The sequence below is a fragment of the Tetragenococcus solitarius NBRC 100494 genome, from assembly GCF_001544195.1.
Classification (GTDB): Bacteria; Bacillota; Bacilli; order Lactobacillales; family Enterococcaceae; genus Tetragenococcus; species Tetragenococcus solitarius.
This window is the reverse complement of sequence record NZ_BCPY01000004.1, coordinates 61,156-77,501: the sequence shown is the minus strand read 5'-3', so window position 1 is coordinate 77,501 and position 16,346 is coordinate 61,156. Positions and strand designations below refer to the sequence as shown.

Sequence of the window (16,346 nt, the reverse complement as noted above, 5' to 3'; positions counted from 1 at the left end):
AGGACAAAATGTTTTTATTTATAAAAAAAGTATGCAAGAAAACTTGCATACCGCTTTGGATTTAATCTAATTCAAATAGTTCATCACTGGCTTTGACATCTTTTTCTTCTACATTTGGGAATTCCTTTTCTTCTGGGAATAAGACCATCAAAGTATCATCTTTTTCTTGTTCTTTTAAGTAGGCACGATCCATACGAGCTAATAAGGTATCATTTTGCACTTTGTCGTCAACGTCAACAAAAACCTCAAAACCTTCTCCTTTTAATTCTACTGTATCGATACCAAAATGGAGTAAAACTTCTTTATTGTCTTTAGTTTTTAATCCAATCGCATGTTTTGTTGGAAAAACATTGGTAACTGTTCCTTCAACTGGGGAATAAATATCATCTGAAGAAGGCAAAACAGCAATTCCAGGTCCCATCATCCCTTGGGAAAAAACGGGGTCCTCAACTTTTGATAGTGGAACTAATTGTCCATTGGCGGGACTATATAAAATGGTTTTTTTCTTTTTTAAAAAAGAAAACATAAGTAGTAACTCCCTTCAGTTATTAAAATCAGTCATTTGATAATGCTTAATTAATAGTATAAAGGTTTTCTTCTAATAAAAAAAGCTTTTTTTAGTTTACAGACGCTAAGTCGATCTTTTTTCCATACTTATTTGTTAGAGAAGTATTCAGTAAACGTTGTGTCAATATTTCGTTTCTTGCTAAAATAGGTCCATGAAAATAAGAACAAAAAACATTGCGGTAATGTGCTCCTTCTGTCTGGTCTTCTCCATTGTTGCCATAGCCTTCAACAATTTTACCTAGGGGTTTTTCATTTTCTCCTAGAATGGTACGTCCGTTGTGGTTTTCAAAACCTACATAAGTTTCGTCAAATTCTTCATTATAGATTTTGATGTCTCCAATAAAACGATTATTATCTTGGCTTAACGTATAATGATCTAGGGCAGAAATACCTTGGATTTTTTCCCCATGAGCACCTGTATAGTAATGTCCTAATAATTGGTAGCCTCCACAAATAGCCAGCATAACACCATCGTTTTCGATATAATCAGTTAAGCTTTCTTTTTTTGTCTGGATATCTTTTGAAACGATATATTGTTCGTAATCTTGACCTCCACCAAAAAATACTAGGTCGTAACGCTTAGGGTCAAATGGTTCGTGAATACTTACAATTTCAGTATCTAATAGAATACCCATTTTTTTGGCGATGTAGTTCAGCATTAAAATATTACCATTGTCGCCATAAGTATTTAATAGATTGCCGTATAGATGTGCCATTTTCAGTGAATAATTAGCCACGATCCATTCCTCCTTTTATATAACCTTTATCTGCCAATTTTTTTCGTAATTGTAAAACCGCAGTGTAAGTAGATAAAATATAAACGTGTTCGGTAGGTAATTGTTTGATTTGTTCAATTACTTCGTCTAAGTTTTGTGTTTCTATGATTTTTTCGTCGGGAATATCTGCGACTTTTAGCCGCTTAGTCATATCCTGATGACGTTCTCCACCAGAAATAACTTTTGGAACCTTTGATGTACTAAATGCTTCGTAGTCTCCATCCCAAATCCAACTAACATCAGTACCATCGGCATAATTTGCATTTAATAATGATACAAGTGAAAATTCATATGGGGATAAGCCAATCATATTGATCACTTGATTTAAACCAACGGGATTTTTTACTAAAACCAAGGTACATTTTTTACCGTCAATGTTTATAATTTCTTGACGTCCAAAAACCTTTTCATCAAAACCAAGTCCTTTTCGTATTTTTTCAGGAGCAACATGATAATACTCAGCTACGGCTGTAGCTGCTAAAGCGTTGTAGATATTGTACATCCCCCCAACTTCTAATTTATAATCATGATGATCAATCGTAAATTCTGCTGAAGTATTGGTCATATTCCGTAGTTCTGTTAACTTGTAATCTAAGTGAGGACGTGAAAAGCCACAATTAGGACAATAATATTTACCTAGGTTTGCATAGGTAATCATTTTATAGTGTAAAATATGTTGACATTTAGGGCACAACACACCATCTGTATTGTAATGAGCGGTTTGATCTTCTTCTATTTTATGATCAAAGCCATAATATTTCCTAGGATTGATGGTCTCTAGTGAATTGAAGATCGGCGAATCACCATTAGCTAAAATAGTCGCTTTCGGTGATTTTGCTGCGCCATCTACAATTAATTGATAAGTTGTGTAAATTTCCCCATAACGATCCATTTGATCACGGAAAATATTCGTAAATACGAAAAGTTCTGGCTTAATATATTCTGTTACTTTACTTAAACTAGCCTCATCAATTTCTAAGACGGCAAATTTCTTTTGTCCTTTTTTGGAATTAGCTGAAAGAAAAGTCGAGACAATCCCTTGTACCATATTAGCTCCTGTGGGATTGGTTAGCACATGCTCAAATTCCTGCTGCAAAATTTTAACTGTTAGTGCAGTTGTTAATGTTTTTCCGTTAGTGCCAGTAACCACCACAACCTTATAATCTTTAGCCAAATGATCTAAAATAGCTGGATCAACTTTTAATGCCAGTTTACCAGGTAAACTTGAGCCACCTTTAGTAAAAGTTTTTAAAAACCATTGTGAGCTTTTGCCCACAAAAGAAGCGACATAACTTCGGATTCCCATCTCAAACCTCCATCATTATATAAACATAAATTCAATTCATCTTACCATATTTCAAAAAAAAGATTAAACCAATTTTCTTGTTCTTAAGAATATGTGAACATTTTTATGGCAACCGATGAATTAAAAGACAAAAGCTGTAAGTTCGTAAAAATGTTGGAATTGTTTACTGTTGTGGAGGTTAATACTACCAAGAGAGTTCAGATATTCCTTGAAAAAACTTATAATTTCATCATATAAAAATGGTACTAGAAACAAAACTAGAGTGATAATACTTAACATAATTGTTCTTTTGGTAAAAGATTGATTGATTTTTTTCCAATCCATTGAAAAAAGTAACATGATGAGGAAAATGGTTCCGCTTCCTTGTAGCCAAGGCGTAATCTTTTTGAAATTAGCATTCAATGTAAGCAAAAGAGCAAATATGAGTACAGTTATACTTATACTTAGCCAAACAATTTTTTCTAAAGGGGTAAATTTCTGTTTTGCTTTAAGGTTATTCATAAGCTTTTCATCCTCTCTGATGAGTTCATCTAAAGAAATTTCAAAAAGATCACTAATAGCAACAACATTAGCAAAACTGGGTAAAGCAATTCCTTGCTCCCATTTGGAAATAGACTGACGAGAAATATGTAATTTATCCGCTAACTCTTGTTGAGTCCACTTTTTAATTTTACGTTGCTTTTTTAATCGTTCGCCGATCTCCATAGAACAGCCCTCCTTTCATTTTTATTTAAACATTTTCGATAAATAAACTGTAGCACCAAGTGGTTGCAAATAATAAAAAAAGAGCGCAGAACGAAATATCAAAATTTCCGCTCTGCGCTAGCGAGTAAACCCTAATTTTTTAAGTAAGGTAGATGCATCATTTATTTTTTCTCCATCTAATAATTCTCACCTAGTTAAAATTGGCATGGTACTTCTTTTTCACCAAAGCTGAAGTAATTTTTATCAACCAATGATAATCTTTTCAGTTGGATAATGATAACCTAAATCATGGGGTTTTTTAGGAACAAATAACATTAATGTATATAGCATTCCTACCCGTCCAATAAACATTAGAGCTGTAATAACTAGTTTCCCGATCGTTGTTAAGTCCTCGGTAATACCTAGGGAAAGACCAGTAGTACCAAAAGCAGAGGTCACTTCAACAATAATAGAGATCAGGGAAACATCTTCGATAGCAGTTAAAAAAATGATACAAGAAAAGCACATCATAAGAGATAGCATAAAGACGACTACTGATTTGCGAATATCTTCTTCGTCAATATTGCGGCCAAAAATAGTAATATGATTTTCTCCTTTTAAAAATGAATAAAGGTACAGACCGATAATCATGATGGTCGTTGTACGGACGCCACCTCCTACTGAACTGGGACTGCAACCGATAAACATAAGTAAAGAAAAAACAATCAGTGTTGTCGTTTGAAAGTCATTTAAATCATGAATCTGTAACCCAGCATTACGGGTAGTAATAGAATAAAACATACTATTGATACTTTGACCAATCACATTCATGTTGTCGAATAAGTGATTTTTTTCTAAGAGGAAAATCACCAAGGCACCACTAACAAATAAACCGATTGAAGAAAATAGAGCAATCTTGGTAAATAAAGAAAAACGAAAATGTAAAGGATTCGGTTTTTTAACAAATTTATAAGAAATCCATTCTTTAACATCCATCAGAACTGGGAAACCGATACCCCCAATAAAAATTAAAACCATCATCGCAGTTAAAAACAAAAAGTCATTGGCAAAAGGTAGTATGGAATGGCCGCTAATGTCAAATCCAGAATTGGTTACTGAAGAAATTGCTTCATAAAAACCATAATAAAATGCATCTAACCAATGGTCGTAATATCCTCTTAATTTCAAGTAGAGGCTAAAGCCGATGCCACTAAAAATTTGTAAACCTAATATAATTGTAAAAGTTGTACGAATTAAACGTACAATACCACTAAGACGCGGTTGATTCATATCCGTCATAATTAATTGTCGTTGTTTTAAAGTAATTTTTCGTTTAGAGATAATAAAGAAAAAAGTAGATATCATCATAATACCTAAGCCACCAACTTGGAAAAGAACTTCTAATAAGATCACTCCTTGTTCATTGAAGACTTCTTTGATAGGAAATGTTGACAAGCCAGTAACACTAATTGTGCTCACGGCCATAAAAAACATATCAATAAACGAAACATGAGAACCAGGTTGGCGAAAAATAGGCAAACAAAATAGGATAAGTGCAATTAATGTCATCAGTATATAGTAGGATACGATGATTTGAACGGAAGAAAGCCTATGACCAAAAAAGAGTTTTCCCTTCTTCCAGGTGTCCTGTGCACGTAATTTCAATGACATTTTCAAGACTCCATTCTTAATAGATTACTCACAGTATAACAAAAAAGAAAATTCATACCATATACTTGAGCCAGAAAATAAAAATTCAAAAGTTTCTTAAAAGGAAAAATTGTTTTTTTCATTATTATTTTGCGCTATGATATACTAAAGCAGTATTATTAAAATATAAAAATGAAGAAATAACTCATAACAAACAATAAGGAGTTTGTACTTTGAAAGAATTTATAAAAAATTGGGGCATCTTTTTTTTACTTCTTGCTCTTTTTATCATCTTACGTATATTTGTTATTGCGCCTGTTTCGGTTAATGGTCATTCTATGGATCCCACTTTAGCTGACGGACAAAAATTAATGACCTATCAATTATCAAAGATTGATCGTTTTGATATTGTAACAACCAAAGAGCCAGATGATTTAGATAAATTAGCGGTTAAACGAGTGATTGGATTGCCTGGTGACCGAGTGCAAATGCAAGATGATGAACTTTTAGTTAATGGTAAGAAATTAGACGAGCCTTATTTAACAGCTTACAAACAACAATTTAGTAAAGATAAAATGCAATCAACGTATGCCTATAATCCAGCTTTTCAAGAAATTGCTAATAATGCAGAGACATTTACCAGTGATTTTGTATATGAAGTGCCAGAAGGTAAGTATTTTGTTTTAGGAGATAATCGTTTAATCTCTAAGGATAGTCGTTCGTTTGGTTTTGTCAATCGATCTATGATCGAAGGCGAAGTAGGTTTTCGCTATTGGCCCCTAAGCGAAGTTTCACTTGTGAATGACTAAATGACCTTAAAAAGAAAAGGTTTCAAAAATGATTACAAGGTCAGTGATCGTCTCGTTTGTACTTTGCTTTTATGAATTATTTTTGTGCAAGTGTAATGCTAAAGTGTGATACTATTTATTCAAAACGTACGCTTTCCTAAAGAAGGCGTATTTTTTTGGTAAGAAAAAAGCGAAATGATGGGCTGATTTCTAGAAAAAATTTTCAATAATAAAATAAGAAAGAGGTATTAGAATGACAGAATTAACGAAAATTTTAGCAGAAAAATTCGGGTTTACCAGCTTTCGCAAAGGACAAGAAGAAATTATCCAAAAAGTTTTGAATAAAGAAAATGTCCTTGGCATTATGCCTACAGGTGGAGGGAAATCTATTTGTTATCAGCTGCCAGCGCTTTTATTTGATGGTTTGACATTGGTGATTTCTCCTTTGATTTCTTTGATGAAAGATCAGGTAGATAGTCTAAATGAAATGGGAATTCCTGCTACCTTTATTAATAGTTCTCTATCTTACGTGGAGATAAATAAACGTCTTAACAGAGCACAAAACAAAAAGGTGAAGTTATTATATGTTGCACCAGAACGCTTGGAATCAGAAGAATTTTTACACTTACTAGAAGAGATACAAATCGATCTTTTGGCTGTGGATGAAGCACACTGTATTTCACAATGGGGGCATGACTTTCGGCCAAGTTACTTGAAATTAAACGAAATGATTCAATTTTTAAAACAAAAGCCAACAGTTGTAGCATTAACGGCTACAGCAACTCAACAAGTAGCTCAAGATATTTCTGACTTATTAACGATTTCTAAAAGTAACCAAATTAACACGGGATTTGCGCGTGAAAATTTATCTTTCCAAGTAGTAAAAGAACAAAAGGATAGCTATTTAATAGCTTATCTGAAAACGAATGAAAATCAGTCGGGGATTATTTATGCAACGACTCGAAAAGAAGTTGAACGTCTGTATTATCTACTAAAGCATAATGGTTTTTCTGTAGGAATGTATCATGGCGGAATGGATAAAAATGAGCGTGCCCAAAGTCAAGAAGACTTTTTATTCGACCGCATCCAGCTAATCGTTGCCACAAACGCGTTTGGTATGGGAATTAATAAGAGTAACGTTCGTTTTGTCATACACGCACAAATTCCTGGTAATATTGAATCCTATTATCAGGAAGCTGGAAGAGCAGGCAGAGATGGTTTAGCAAGCGATGCAATTTTACTTTATGCACCTCAGGATTTGCAGATTCAACATTTTTTTATTGAACAATCTAGTTTAACGAACAAATTCCAACAAAATGAGTACGAAAAACTCCGTGAGATGAACCAATATGCGCATACACAGATGTGTCTGCAGTGTTATATTTTACGGTATTTTGGTGAGCAAGGTCAAAACTGTGGCAAATGTAGCAATTGTTTAGATGAACGAGAAGCGGTTGATGTGACTGTTGATACACAAAAAGTGTTATCTTGTGTAAAACGAATGGAAGAACGTTTTGGTAAAACAATGGTGGCCAAAGTTTTGACCGGCTCAAAGACTCAGCAAGTAAGAGATTGGCATTTAGATCAATTAACCACCTACGGGCTAATGAAAGAATGGTCTCAAAAACAAATATCTGCCTTCATTGATTACTTAATCGCTGAACAGTACCTAACACTTACTAAAGGAGAGTTTCCCAAGGTAACTGTTTCAGCAGTAGGAATAGAGGTCCTGTTAAAAAAGCGGAAAGTTTACCGTAAACAGGCGCCCATCAAACAGTTATCGATAGATGATGAACTATTTGAAAAATTACGTGCACTACGCTTAGAGTTAGCTCAAGAACAGAATATGCCGCCTTATATTATTTTTTCAGATAAGACGCTGCAAGAACTGGCGCAGAAAAAGCCTAAAAACCTAGTTGAGTTGTTACAAATCAAAGGGGTAGGACAAAATAAACTTGATAAATATGGGAAACGTTTTTTAGCATTATTAAATGAGCAGCAGTAAAGATAAAATACGTTTGGTTAGCACTCGGGATATACGAGTGCTAATTATTTGACCAATTTTGACTAAAGTTGTATATTAAAGTTGTAAGGAAGCTAGAGGCCTTCCGAAAATCGAGATTGAAAAATCCCGCACAAAAGAACACAGTTTCTTTTGGAACAAATCAATAAAGAAAGGAAGTAATATCTATGGCAAACTTGATGTCAAGAAACAATGATTTGATGGATATGAGAGATGATTTTTTTGATAATTTCTTTAATAGATTTATGGGAAACGATAATTTTCAAGTCGATATCAAAGAAAAGGACAATGATTACGAGCTAACAGCTGATTTACCTGGTTTTGACAAATCTGATTTGAACGTTACTTATGATGATGGTGTATTAACTATTGAAGCAAATCGAAACGATACAAAAGAAGATAGAGATGAAGAAGGCAACTTCTTACGTCGAGAACGCAGCAGCCGCTCCTACCGTCGTCAATTCATGTTAAAGGGCGTTGACGATGAAAACATTGACGCTTCCTTTAAAGATGGCGTTTTAAATTTGAAATTACCGAAAACAACAGATGAAGCTGATGAAAAGAAAAAAATTGATATCAAATAATTTTACTTGTTTGTTTCTAACTGGCAAGAACTTTGTCAAAGGGACTATTTGTTTCTTTGTCGTTAATGAAAATTAAGAAAGGGAGTAATAACTATGGCAAATCTAATATCAAGAAATAATGATTTGATGGGTATGAGAGATGACTTTTTTGATAATTTCTTTAATGGCTTTATGGGAAATGACAATTTCCAAGTCGATATCAAAGAAAAAGATAATAATTATGAAGTAACAGCTGATTTACCTGGTTTTGACAAATCGGATTTAAATGTTACTTATGATGATGGTGTTTTAACTATCGAAGCAAACCGTAATGATATAACGGAAGATAAAGACGAAGAAGGCAATTTCTTACGTCGAGAACGTAGCAGTCGTTCTTATCGTCGTCAATTCATGCTAAAAGGCGTTGATGATGAAAATATCGATGCTTCCTTTAAAGATGGCGTTTTGGATTTGAATTTGCCGAAAACATCGGATGAAGTTGAAGAAAAGAAAAAAATTGATATTAAATAAAAAAATAAGGTGATAAGCCATCGGCTATAATTCATGGTCGATGGTTTTTTTTATTCAATTTTAAGAATTTTAACGTAGGGATAAAGTACAATGAATGATGGATTTATTCACTTATAAGGTGTATCTTGGGGATAAGAAGCAATAAAGCGCTAATTGAAATAGGTGTTTGGATAGCAAACAAAAGGAGAGATAAAATGGAAGTTGAAATCAAAGTAAATGAACCGATGACAGTAGAACAAGTGACTCAGCTTTATCAAGAAACGGGGTTTGAAAAACCTTTAAATGATAAAAAACGCTTGCAAAATATGATTGATCATACGCCTTTAGTTTTTAGTTCATGGAAAGACGGAAAATTACTTGGGCTAGCGCGGTGTTTAACGGATTTTGAATATTTTTGCTATTTAAGTGATATTTTGATCTTGCCTAGTTATCAAAAGCAAGGAATTGGTAGAAAATTAGTAAACGAAATCAAACAATATTTAGGAACACGAGTGACTCTTTCTTTAAGAGCTGAAGATAAGGCAACAGGGTTTTATGAACGGCTTGAATTCGCCCCTACGGATAAAATGTATCGCATTCACAGGGAGGGATAAATGTGGTGGAAATTCAAACAGATAAAAAAATAACAGCAGAAGAGTTAATTGAGGTATTTATTGGATCAGGTATCAAACGACCTGTTTACGACCAGAAAAGAATCAAACGGATGATTGCAAATGCGAATGTCTTGTATACTGCTTGGGATAATGCTAAATTGGTGGGTGTGCTTCGTGGTGTTTCTGATAATTCTTTTTGTACTTTTGTGTCAGATCTAGCCGTGCTAAAAGAATATCAGGAACGAGATATAGGAACCCAGTTATTAACTGCACTAAGAAAAAATCAAGGTAAGGACATCTCGACAGTATTAATATCTGCACCTAGTGCAACTTCTTTTTATCCAAAAGTAGGGTTTGAGTCAGTGAGTCATGCATTTAAAAAACAAAGAAGATATTAATAAAACTTCGTTAATGAAGCAAAATTTGGGATTTAGGGTAAAACTAGGACAGCTGTAAAGAATCATCTTGCTGGTCCTTTTTATTTGGCTAAATTTCAAAAAGCTGGGGCTGTAAAAAATGTTCATTTTCAAGTATACTTTTAGAGGAAGTATACGGAGGATGAGAAAATGGCACAACTATTTTTTAAATATGGCGCAATGAACAGCGGTAAGTCCATTGAGATATTGAAGGTCGCCCATAATTATGAAGAACAAAAAAAGCCAGTTGTTCTTATGACAAGTGGTGTTGATACACGAGCAGGAGTGGGACAAATTGCTAGTAGAATTGGTTTAGAAGAAAAAGCCCAACCTATTTTTGAAAAAACCAATGTTTATGAAAAAATTGAACATTTAGAATTCAGACCCTACTGTGTATTAATCGATGAAGCACAATTTCTAAAAAAGCATCATGTGTTAGAATTTATGCGTATTGTAGATGAGCTAAATATTCCAGTAATGGCTTTTGGTTTAAAAAACGACTTTCGTAATGAATTGTTTGAAGGGTCTAAATATCTATTATTATATGCAGATAAAATCGAAGAAATGAAAACTATTTGTTGGTTTTGTCATAAAAAAGCCATTATGAATTTACATTTTATAGATGGCAAACCAGTCTATGAGGGTGAACAGGTGCAAATTGGGGGAAATGATGCTTATTATCCCGTTTGTCGTCATCATTATTTCCACCCAGAAATTTAGGAAAAAGGAGGATGTCAGGTGTATTACGACCAACTACAAAAAATTGAAGACCGCTATCAAGAGTTAGGCGAGTTAATGAGCGATCCAGATGTCATCGCAGATACCAATCGTTTTATGAAACTGTCTAAGGAAGAAGCCGATTTACGTGAAACGGTTCAAGTTTATCAACGCTATAAAAAGGTAGAAGAAGGTATTAGCGAAGATGAAGAAATTTTAAAAGAGAATTTGGATGAAGAAATGACGGAGTTAGCTAAAGAAGAGCTAGCCGAGCTAAAAAAAGAAGAAACTGAGCTGGAAGATCAGATTAAAATTTTATTATTACCTAAAGATCCTAATGATGATAAAAATATCATTATGGAAATCCGAGGAGCAGCCGGTGGAGATGAGGCTGCATTATTTGCGGGAGATTTATTTAATATGTACCAGCATTATGCTGAATCGCAAGGCTGGAAAGTTGAAGTGATGGATGCCAATGTTACAGGTATTGGTGGCTACAAGGAAGTAATCATGATGATTACAGGAGACCGCGTTTATTCCAAATTAAAATATGAAAGTGGTGCTCATCGCGTACAACGTGTTCCAGAAACTGAGTCCCAAGGGCGCGTACATACTTCTACTGCGACGGTTGTTGTTATGCCAGAAGCTGAAGAAGTTGAGTTAGACTTGGATGATAAAGATATTCGAACGGACATCTATCATGCTTCAGGAGCGGGTGGACAGCATGTAAATAAAACAGCATCTGCCGTACGCTTAACCCATATCCCAACGGGAATTGTGGTCGCTATGCAAGATGAACGTTCGCAAATTAAAAATCGCGAAAAGGCGATGAAAGTTTTGCGAGCACGTATTTATGATAAATACCAGCAAGAAGCACAAAGTGAATATGATGCTAACCGAAAATCAGCCGTTGGAAGCGGAGACCGTTCGGAACGTATTCGTACGTATAATTTCCCGCAAAATCGTGTGACTGATCATCGAATTAATTTGACAATTCAACAATTAGACAAAATTTTAAGCGGCGAGTTGGATGAAATTATCGATGCCTTAATCTTATATGATCAAACTTCAAAATTAGAAGAGTTGCAAAATGGCTAAACAAACATATCAAGAAGTCCTATGGTGGGCTTCTTCTTTTTTAGAAGAACGGGGAAAAGAAGGGCATGCTATACTTTATGTTTTTTTAGCGCGAAAAAAATGGACAAAAACCGATTGGTTATTACACTTAAAAGATGAGATTCCACAAAATGAATATGAACAATTACAAAAAGATGTACTTCATTTATTAAACGATTACCCGCCTCAATACTTATTAGGTTATGAAGAATTTTATGGCCGGCCTTTTAAGGTCAATTCTGCTACCTTAATTCCTCGTCCAGAAACTGAGGAGTTAGTTGAGTGGTGTTTACAAACAACGGCTAAACAAAAGAATGAAAAAATTCAACTAGTAGATGTGGGGACAGGTACAGGAGCGATTGCAATTACTCTGAAATTGGAAAGACCTCATTGGCAAATAAGCGCAGTAGATGTTTCAAAAGAAGCGCTGGAGATAGCCCAAATAAATAGTCAAATGCTTGGAGCAGATGTAAAATATTACCTAGGGAATACCTTGGAACCGATTAAAGAGCCGGTTGATATTTTGATTGCTAATCCTCCGTATGTGAGTAAGAAGGAATGGGGGTTAATGGATGCAAGTGTTCGCCAATATGAGCCGTCGATAGCTCTGTTTGCTGAAGATGATGGGTTAGCAATCTATAAGGACATTGCTAGGCAGGCACAAGGCAAATTAACTAAAGAGGGGAAAATCTTTTTAGAATTTGGTTTTATGCAAGGAGAAGCGGTGGAACAGATTTTTCAGAAAAGTTTTCCGCAAAAAAGAGTACAACGTAGAAAAGACTTGTCTGGCAATGAGCGAATGCTAGTTGTGTATTAGTTTTCCACAAGCTTGTGGGCAAAAGCAAAAATCGTTCTTTAATATCCCATAAAAAAGTGGAAAACAAAGGAATTCTAGCAAATTTTTAGTTATGAACAAAGAAATAAACAATTTGGCACAGCTTTATCCACAAACTGTGCATAACTTTATCAAAATTGTTGATAACTTGCTATTAATTAGAAGAAAGGGTGTGGACAAACTGTGGAAACAAAACAATGGACAGTAAATGAAATAGATGAGGCAGCACAAGTTTTAAAAGAAGGCGGATTAGTCGCATTCCCAACAGAGACAGTATATGGGTTAGGGGCAAATGCAAGGATGTCGGATTCAGTTTGTCGTGTGTTTGATGTCAAAGGTAGGCCTAATGATAATCCACTAATCGTTCATGTTAGTAGTTTTGAACAGGTGAAAGATTATGTAGATACACTCCATCCTTATGCACAAAAATTAGTAGATACATACTGGCCGGGGCCGCTGACATTGGTATGTAAGGTAAAAGAGGGAATATTTGCCAAAGAAGTTTCTGCGGGACTACCAACCGTTTCTTTCCGAATGCCAGATAATGAAGTGACTTTGTCTTTACTTAAAAAAGCAGGAGTTCCAGCAGTAGGGCCAAGCGCTAATACCTCGGGAAAACCTAGCCCAACAACTTTTGAACATGTTTATCATGATTTGCAAGAGGATATCGAAGGAATTTTAGACGATGGTCCTACAAAGATTGGCGTAGAATCAACTGTAATAGATATAAGTGATCCCGAGCAAGTCCCGATGATTTTGCGACCAGGAGCAATTACTAAAGAACAAATTAAACAAGACTTAGGCATCGAGGTTACTTATGATAAGCATTTATTAGAAGTTTCTGAAACACCGAAATCACCTGGAATGAAATACAAACATTACGCACCGGATACAAAAGTATTAATGGTAAAAGAACAAGATTGGCCGGCGGCTGTTAAATGGGCAAAAGAAAACCAATTATCTGCTGGTGTATTGGCCGGACCTATTGTTTGTGATAAGATTCGTGCAGATACAGCAGCAACTTTTGCTTATAAGGATGATAGTATAGCCGCAGCCACCAAAGGCTTGTACGCTGGTTTACGGGCGCTAGATGAAGCTCAATTACCTTTGGATGTTATTTTAGCAGCTGCTTTTCCTGAAAAAGATTTAGGGGTCGCTTATATGAATCGTTTAAAAAAGGCGGCTGCACAAAAGTATTTTGAAGGATGAAAGATTTCTTTAATCTCCTATGGTACAATGCTATCAGAAAGTAAAAGGGGTGTTTTTGACATGGTTATAAAAGATTTTGATTTTGAAGTCGGTGCTGCAATCGAAAAAGAAGCAAACCGGCAGCAGAATAATCTAGAACTGATTGCTTCAGAAAATATTGTCTCAAAAACAGTAATGCAAGCACAAGGCAGTATTTTGACAAATAAATATGCAGAAGGGTATCCTGGACAGCGCTATTATGGAGGTTGTGAATTTATAGATGTTATCGAAAATTTAGCGATTGACCGTGCTAAGAAGATATTTGGCGCTAAATTTGCAAATGTACAACCACACTCTGGCTCACAAGCCAATACAGCAGCGTATCTATCTTTAATAGAAGAAGGCGATACGGTGTTAGGGATGGATTTATCAGCAGGCGGTCATTTAACTCATGGTTCACCAGTAAATTTTAGTGGAAAAACTTATCACTTTGTTAGTTATGGTGTTGATCCAACAACAGAAATGATCGATATGGATAACGTACGTGCCTTGGCGCAGCGCTATCAGCCAAAACTTATTGTGGCTGGGGCGAGCGCTTATTCTCGCACAATTGATTTTGCGGCCTTTAAAGAGATAGCAGATGAAGTGGGTGCTAAGTTGATGGTGGATATGGCCCATATTGCCGGATTAGTGGCCAGTGGTCTTCATCCTAATCCTGTTTCTTATGCTGATATTACAACAACGACAACCCATAAAACATTACGTGGACCACGTGGTGGGATGATTTTGACAAACGATGAAGCTCTTGCCAAAAAAGTAAACAGCAACGTATTTCCTGGTATCCAAGGGGGGCCATTGGAACACGTGATTGCAGCAAAGGCAGTTGCTTTTAATGAAGCACTCGCTCCTGATTTTAAGACTTATAGTCAACAAGTTTTGAAAAATGCTAAAGCGATGGAAGACGAATTTAACCAAGCTAAAAAAATCCGGCTAGTTTCTGGTGCAACAGACAATCATTTATTGTTGGTAGATGTTACAGGATATGGTATGACCGGAAAAGAAGCAGAGCAATTACTAGATTCAGTTCATATTACAGTCAATAAAAACGCAATTCCATTTGAAAAATTAAGTCCTTTTAAAACAAGTGGTATTCGCGTAGGCACCCCTGCCATTACGAGTCGTGGATTTGATGAGAAGGAAGCTGCAGAAGTAGCACGCCTGATTGTCAAAGTTTTGGAAAATAGTGAAAATCAAGACAGACTGGATGAAGTGAAAACATCAGTCCGAGCATTAACCGATGCGCACCCAATTTATACAGATTAAGTTGTACTTTTAGCGCTAATTTCTGGTGATGTGTTTACTTATACATTACTTTTAGATTACAATAGAAAGAAAACAAAGGAGCCTAAAAAAATGGGAAAATTCCAAGTGATTGAACATCCGTTAATTCAGCATAAGTTGACAATTATCCGTGATAAGAACTGCGGAACAAAAGTTTTTCGCGAGGTTGTAGATGAACTTGCTATGTTGATGGCTTACGAGATTTCTCGTGACATGCCAACAGAAAACGTTGAAATTGAAACACCCATTCAACAATCAACTCAAAAAACACTAGCTGGTAAGAAAGTAGCTATTATACCAATTTTGCGAGCTGGCTTAGGGATGGTTGATGGTATATTAGAACTCATTCCAGCAGCTAAAGTCGGACATGTTGGTTTATACCGAGATGAAGAAACACTAGAACCACACGAATATTTTGTAAAAATGCCAGAAGACATTGATAGCCGTCAATTATTAGTCGTCGATCCTATGTTGGCTACTGGCGGGTCTGCGATTATGGCAATTGATTCATTAAAAAAACGGGGTGCTTCAAACATTAAATTTGTTTGTATCGTTTCTGCTCCAGAGGGCGTTAAAGCATTACAAGAAGCGCACCCAGATATAGATATCTATACGGCTGCTTTGGATGAGCGTTTAAATGAAGATGGGTACATTGTTCCAGGGCTAGGCGATGCTGGTGACCGCCTGTTCGGTACAAAATAATAAAAAGCAGGCCTTATATGAAGTGGGCCTCCAAGTTAGCACTTCTAGTCTAACTATCGGGTTTACTTCATTAAGACCTGTTCTTTTATTTGTTGGTTGGTTTCATTTGTTTGTAATTGATGATAATAACACCATTACTTTGAGAAATGAGCTCTTGATTTTCCTGCGTTTTGTCAATAGCAATAACAGCTGAATTTTTCAATTGTTTTGTGATTATGCCTGTTTCCGTCTGGTTATGTACTTTAAAGCTTACCTGCTCGTTAACCGTAAACTCCTTACCTAGTTCTGAAGGGTCAATAGATGTATCAAATTTCCCAAATGCTGTCATATAAAAAGCCTCCTTGTAACTATTATAACATAACTTTTGGAAATTTTCAGATAATGGTTTTTTGAAACTTTTTCTTTACAAATCGGAAAAAGTTTCTTATAATTTCATATGTATTTGGCCAGCTTAGCTCAGTTGGTAGAGCAACGCACTCGTAACGCGTAGGTCGCAGGTTCAAGTCCTGTTGCTGGCACTCTTTAAAACGTTGGTATATCGCTTTTTATA

The 16,346-nt window shown here is 35.4% G+C and carries 18 protein-coding genes and 1 tRNA gene; 13 read left to right on the top strand and 6 right to left on the bottom strand.

Translation table 11 applies throughout. From position 1 onward, the window contains the following. Nucleotides 1-61 precede the first annotated feature (61 nt). The 5 genes from TS1_RS02525 to TS1_RS02505 form a co-directional block, all read right to left on the bottom strand. Nucleotides 62-526 (bottom strand): PTS sugar transporter subunit IIA, encoded by a 465-nt coding sequence (locus TS1_RS02525; RefSeq protein WP_068707498.1) that lies wholly within the window; start codon nucleotides 524-526, stop codon nucleotides 62-64. 91 nt (nucleotides 527-617) lie between these two features. After that, nucleotides 618-1,304, bottom strand: coding sequence for a type 1 glutamine amidotransferase (locus tag TS1_RS02520; RefSeq protein ID WP_068707496.1), 687 nt, complete (start codon nucleotides 1,302-1,304; stop codon nucleotides 618-620). After that, nucleotides 1,297-2,649, bottom strand: coding sequence for a Mur ligase family protein (locus TS1_RS02515; protein WP_068707494.1), 1,353 nt, complete (start codon nucleotides 2,647-2,649; stop codon nucleotides 1,297-1,299). The genes TS1_RS02520 and TS1_RS02515 overlap by 8 nt, the downstream gene beginning before the upstream one ends. Nucleotides 2,650-2,769: 120 nt before the next feature. Beyond that, nucleotides 2,770-3,354 (bottom strand): helix-turn-helix domain-containing protein, encoded by a 585-nt coding sequence (locus TS1_RS02510; RefSeq protein WP_068707492.1) that lies wholly within the window; start codon nucleotides 3,352-3,354, stop codon nucleotides 2,770-2,772. A gap of 243 nt (nucleotides 3,355-3,597) precedes the next feature. Further along, a complete protein-coding gene (locus TS1_RS02505) occupies nucleotides 3,598-5,004 on the bottom strand; it encodes a TrkH family potassium uptake protein (protein WP_068707490.1) in 1,407 nt (468 codons plus the stop codon). 212 nt (nucleotides 5,005-5,216) lie between these two features. Between TS1_RS02505 and lepB the strand changes: the two genes are divergently transcribed. The 12 genes from lepB to upp all read left to right on the top strand — a co-directional run bounded on the left by lepB (nucleotide 5,217) and on the right by upp (nucleotide 15,796). Continuing rightward, complete coding sequence (lepB, locus tag TS1_RS02500) at nucleotides 5,217-5,792, top strand: signal peptidase I (protein WP_068707488.1); 576 nt, start codon at nucleotides 5,217-5,219, stop codon at nucleotides 5,790-5,792. Between the two features lie 232 nt (nucleotides 5,793-6,024). Beyond that, nucleotides 6,025-7,776: a DNA helicase RecQ gene (recQ, locus tag TS1_RS02495; RefSeq protein ID WP_068707486.1), complete on the top strand. Its 1,752-nt coding sequence runs from the start codon at nucleotides 6,025-6,027 to the stop codon at nucleotides 7,774-7,776. Between the two features lie 185 nt (nucleotides 7,777-7,961). Further along, nucleotides 7,962-8,378 carry an Hsp20 family protein gene (locus tag TS1_RS02490; RefSeq protein ID WP_068707484.1) on the top strand — a complete coding sequence of 139 codons (417 nt, stop codon included), beginning with the start codon at nucleotides 7,962-7,964 and terminating at the stop codon, nucleotides 8,376-8,378. 93 nt (nucleotides 8,379-8,471) lie between these two features. Continuing rightward, nucleotides 8,472-8,888: an Hsp20 family protein gene (locus TS1_RS02485; RefSeq protein ID WP_068707482.1), complete on the top strand. Its 417-nt coding sequence runs from the start codon at nucleotides 8,472-8,474 to the stop codon at nucleotides 8,886-8,888. 194 nt (nucleotides 8,889-9,082) lie between these two features. Next, entirely contained in the window at nucleotides 9,083-9,481 is a 399-nt protein-coding gene (locus TS1_RS02480; RefSeq protein ID WP_068707480.1) for a GNAT family N-acetyltransferase, read from the top strand. A gap of 2 nt (nucleotides 9,482-9,483) precedes the next feature. After that, nucleotides 9,484-9,879: a GNAT family N-acetyltransferase gene (locus TS1_RS02475; RefSeq protein WP_068707478.1), complete on the top strand. Its 396-nt coding sequence runs from the start codon at nucleotides 9,484-9,486 to the stop codon at nucleotides 9,877-9,879. Between the two features lie 168 nt (nucleotides 9,880-10,047). Next, a complete protein-coding gene (locus tag TS1_RS02470; RefSeq protein ID WP_068707476.1) occupies nucleotides 10,048-10,617 on the top strand; it encodes a thymidine kinase in 570 nt (189 codons plus the stop codon). 18 nt (nucleotides 10,618-10,635) lie between these two features. After that, nucleotides 10,636-11,712 carry a peptide chain release factor 1 gene (gene prfA, locus TS1_RS02465; protein WP_083498230.1) on the top strand — a complete coding sequence of 359 codons (1,077 nt, stop codon included), beginning with the start codon at nucleotides 10,636-10,638 and terminating at the stop codon, nucleotides 11,710-11,712. After that, on the top strand, nucleotides 11,705-12,547 hold the full coding sequence (gene prmC / locus TS1_RS02460) for a peptide chain release factor N(5)-glutamine methyltransferase (RefSeq protein ID WP_068707474.1): 843 nt from the start codon (nucleotides 11,705-11,707) through the stop codon (nucleotides 12,545-12,547). Before prfA ends, prmC begins: the two co-directional genes overlap by 8 nt. Nucleotides 12,548-12,748: 201 nt before the next feature. Continuing rightward, nucleotides 12,749-13,774: an L-threonylcarbamoyladenylate synthase gene (locus TS1_RS02455; protein ID WP_068707472.1), complete on the top strand. Its 1,026-nt coding sequence runs from the start codon at nucleotides 12,749-12,751 to the stop codon at nucleotides 13,772-13,774. 60 nt (nucleotides 13,775-13,834) lie between these two features. Continuing rightward, on the top strand, nucleotides 13,835-15,076 hold the full coding sequence (glyA, locus tag TS1_RS02450; RefSeq protein WP_068707470.1) for a serine hydroxymethyltransferase: 1,242 nt from the start codon (nucleotides 13,835-13,837) through the stop codon (nucleotides 15,074-15,076). A gap of 90 nt (nucleotides 15,077-15,166) precedes the next feature. Next, the gene (upp, locus tag TS1_RS02445) at nucleotides 15,167-15,796 is read left to right on the top strand and encodes a uracil phosphoribosyltransferase (RefSeq protein ID WP_068707468.1); all 630 of its coding nucleotides are present in this window, start codon (nucleotides 15,167-15,169) and stop codon (nucleotides 15,794-15,796) included. Between the two features lie 85 nt (nucleotides 15,797-15,881). Here the strand turns inward: upp and TS1_RS02440 are convergent, their stop codons facing one another. Continuing rightward, nucleotides 15,882-16,124: a hypothetical protein gene (locus TS1_RS02440; protein WP_068707466.1), complete on the bottom strand. Its 243-nt coding sequence runs from the start codon at nucleotides 16,122-16,124 to the stop codon at nucleotides 15,882-15,884. Nucleotides 16,125-16,241: 117 nt separating this feature from the next. On the opposite strand from TS1_RS02440, the gene TS1_RS02435 reads away from it, so the two are divergent. After that, nucleotides 16,242-16,314, top strand: a tRNA-Thr gene (locus tag TS1_RS02435). Nucleotides 16,315-16,346: the final 32 nt, after the last annotated feature.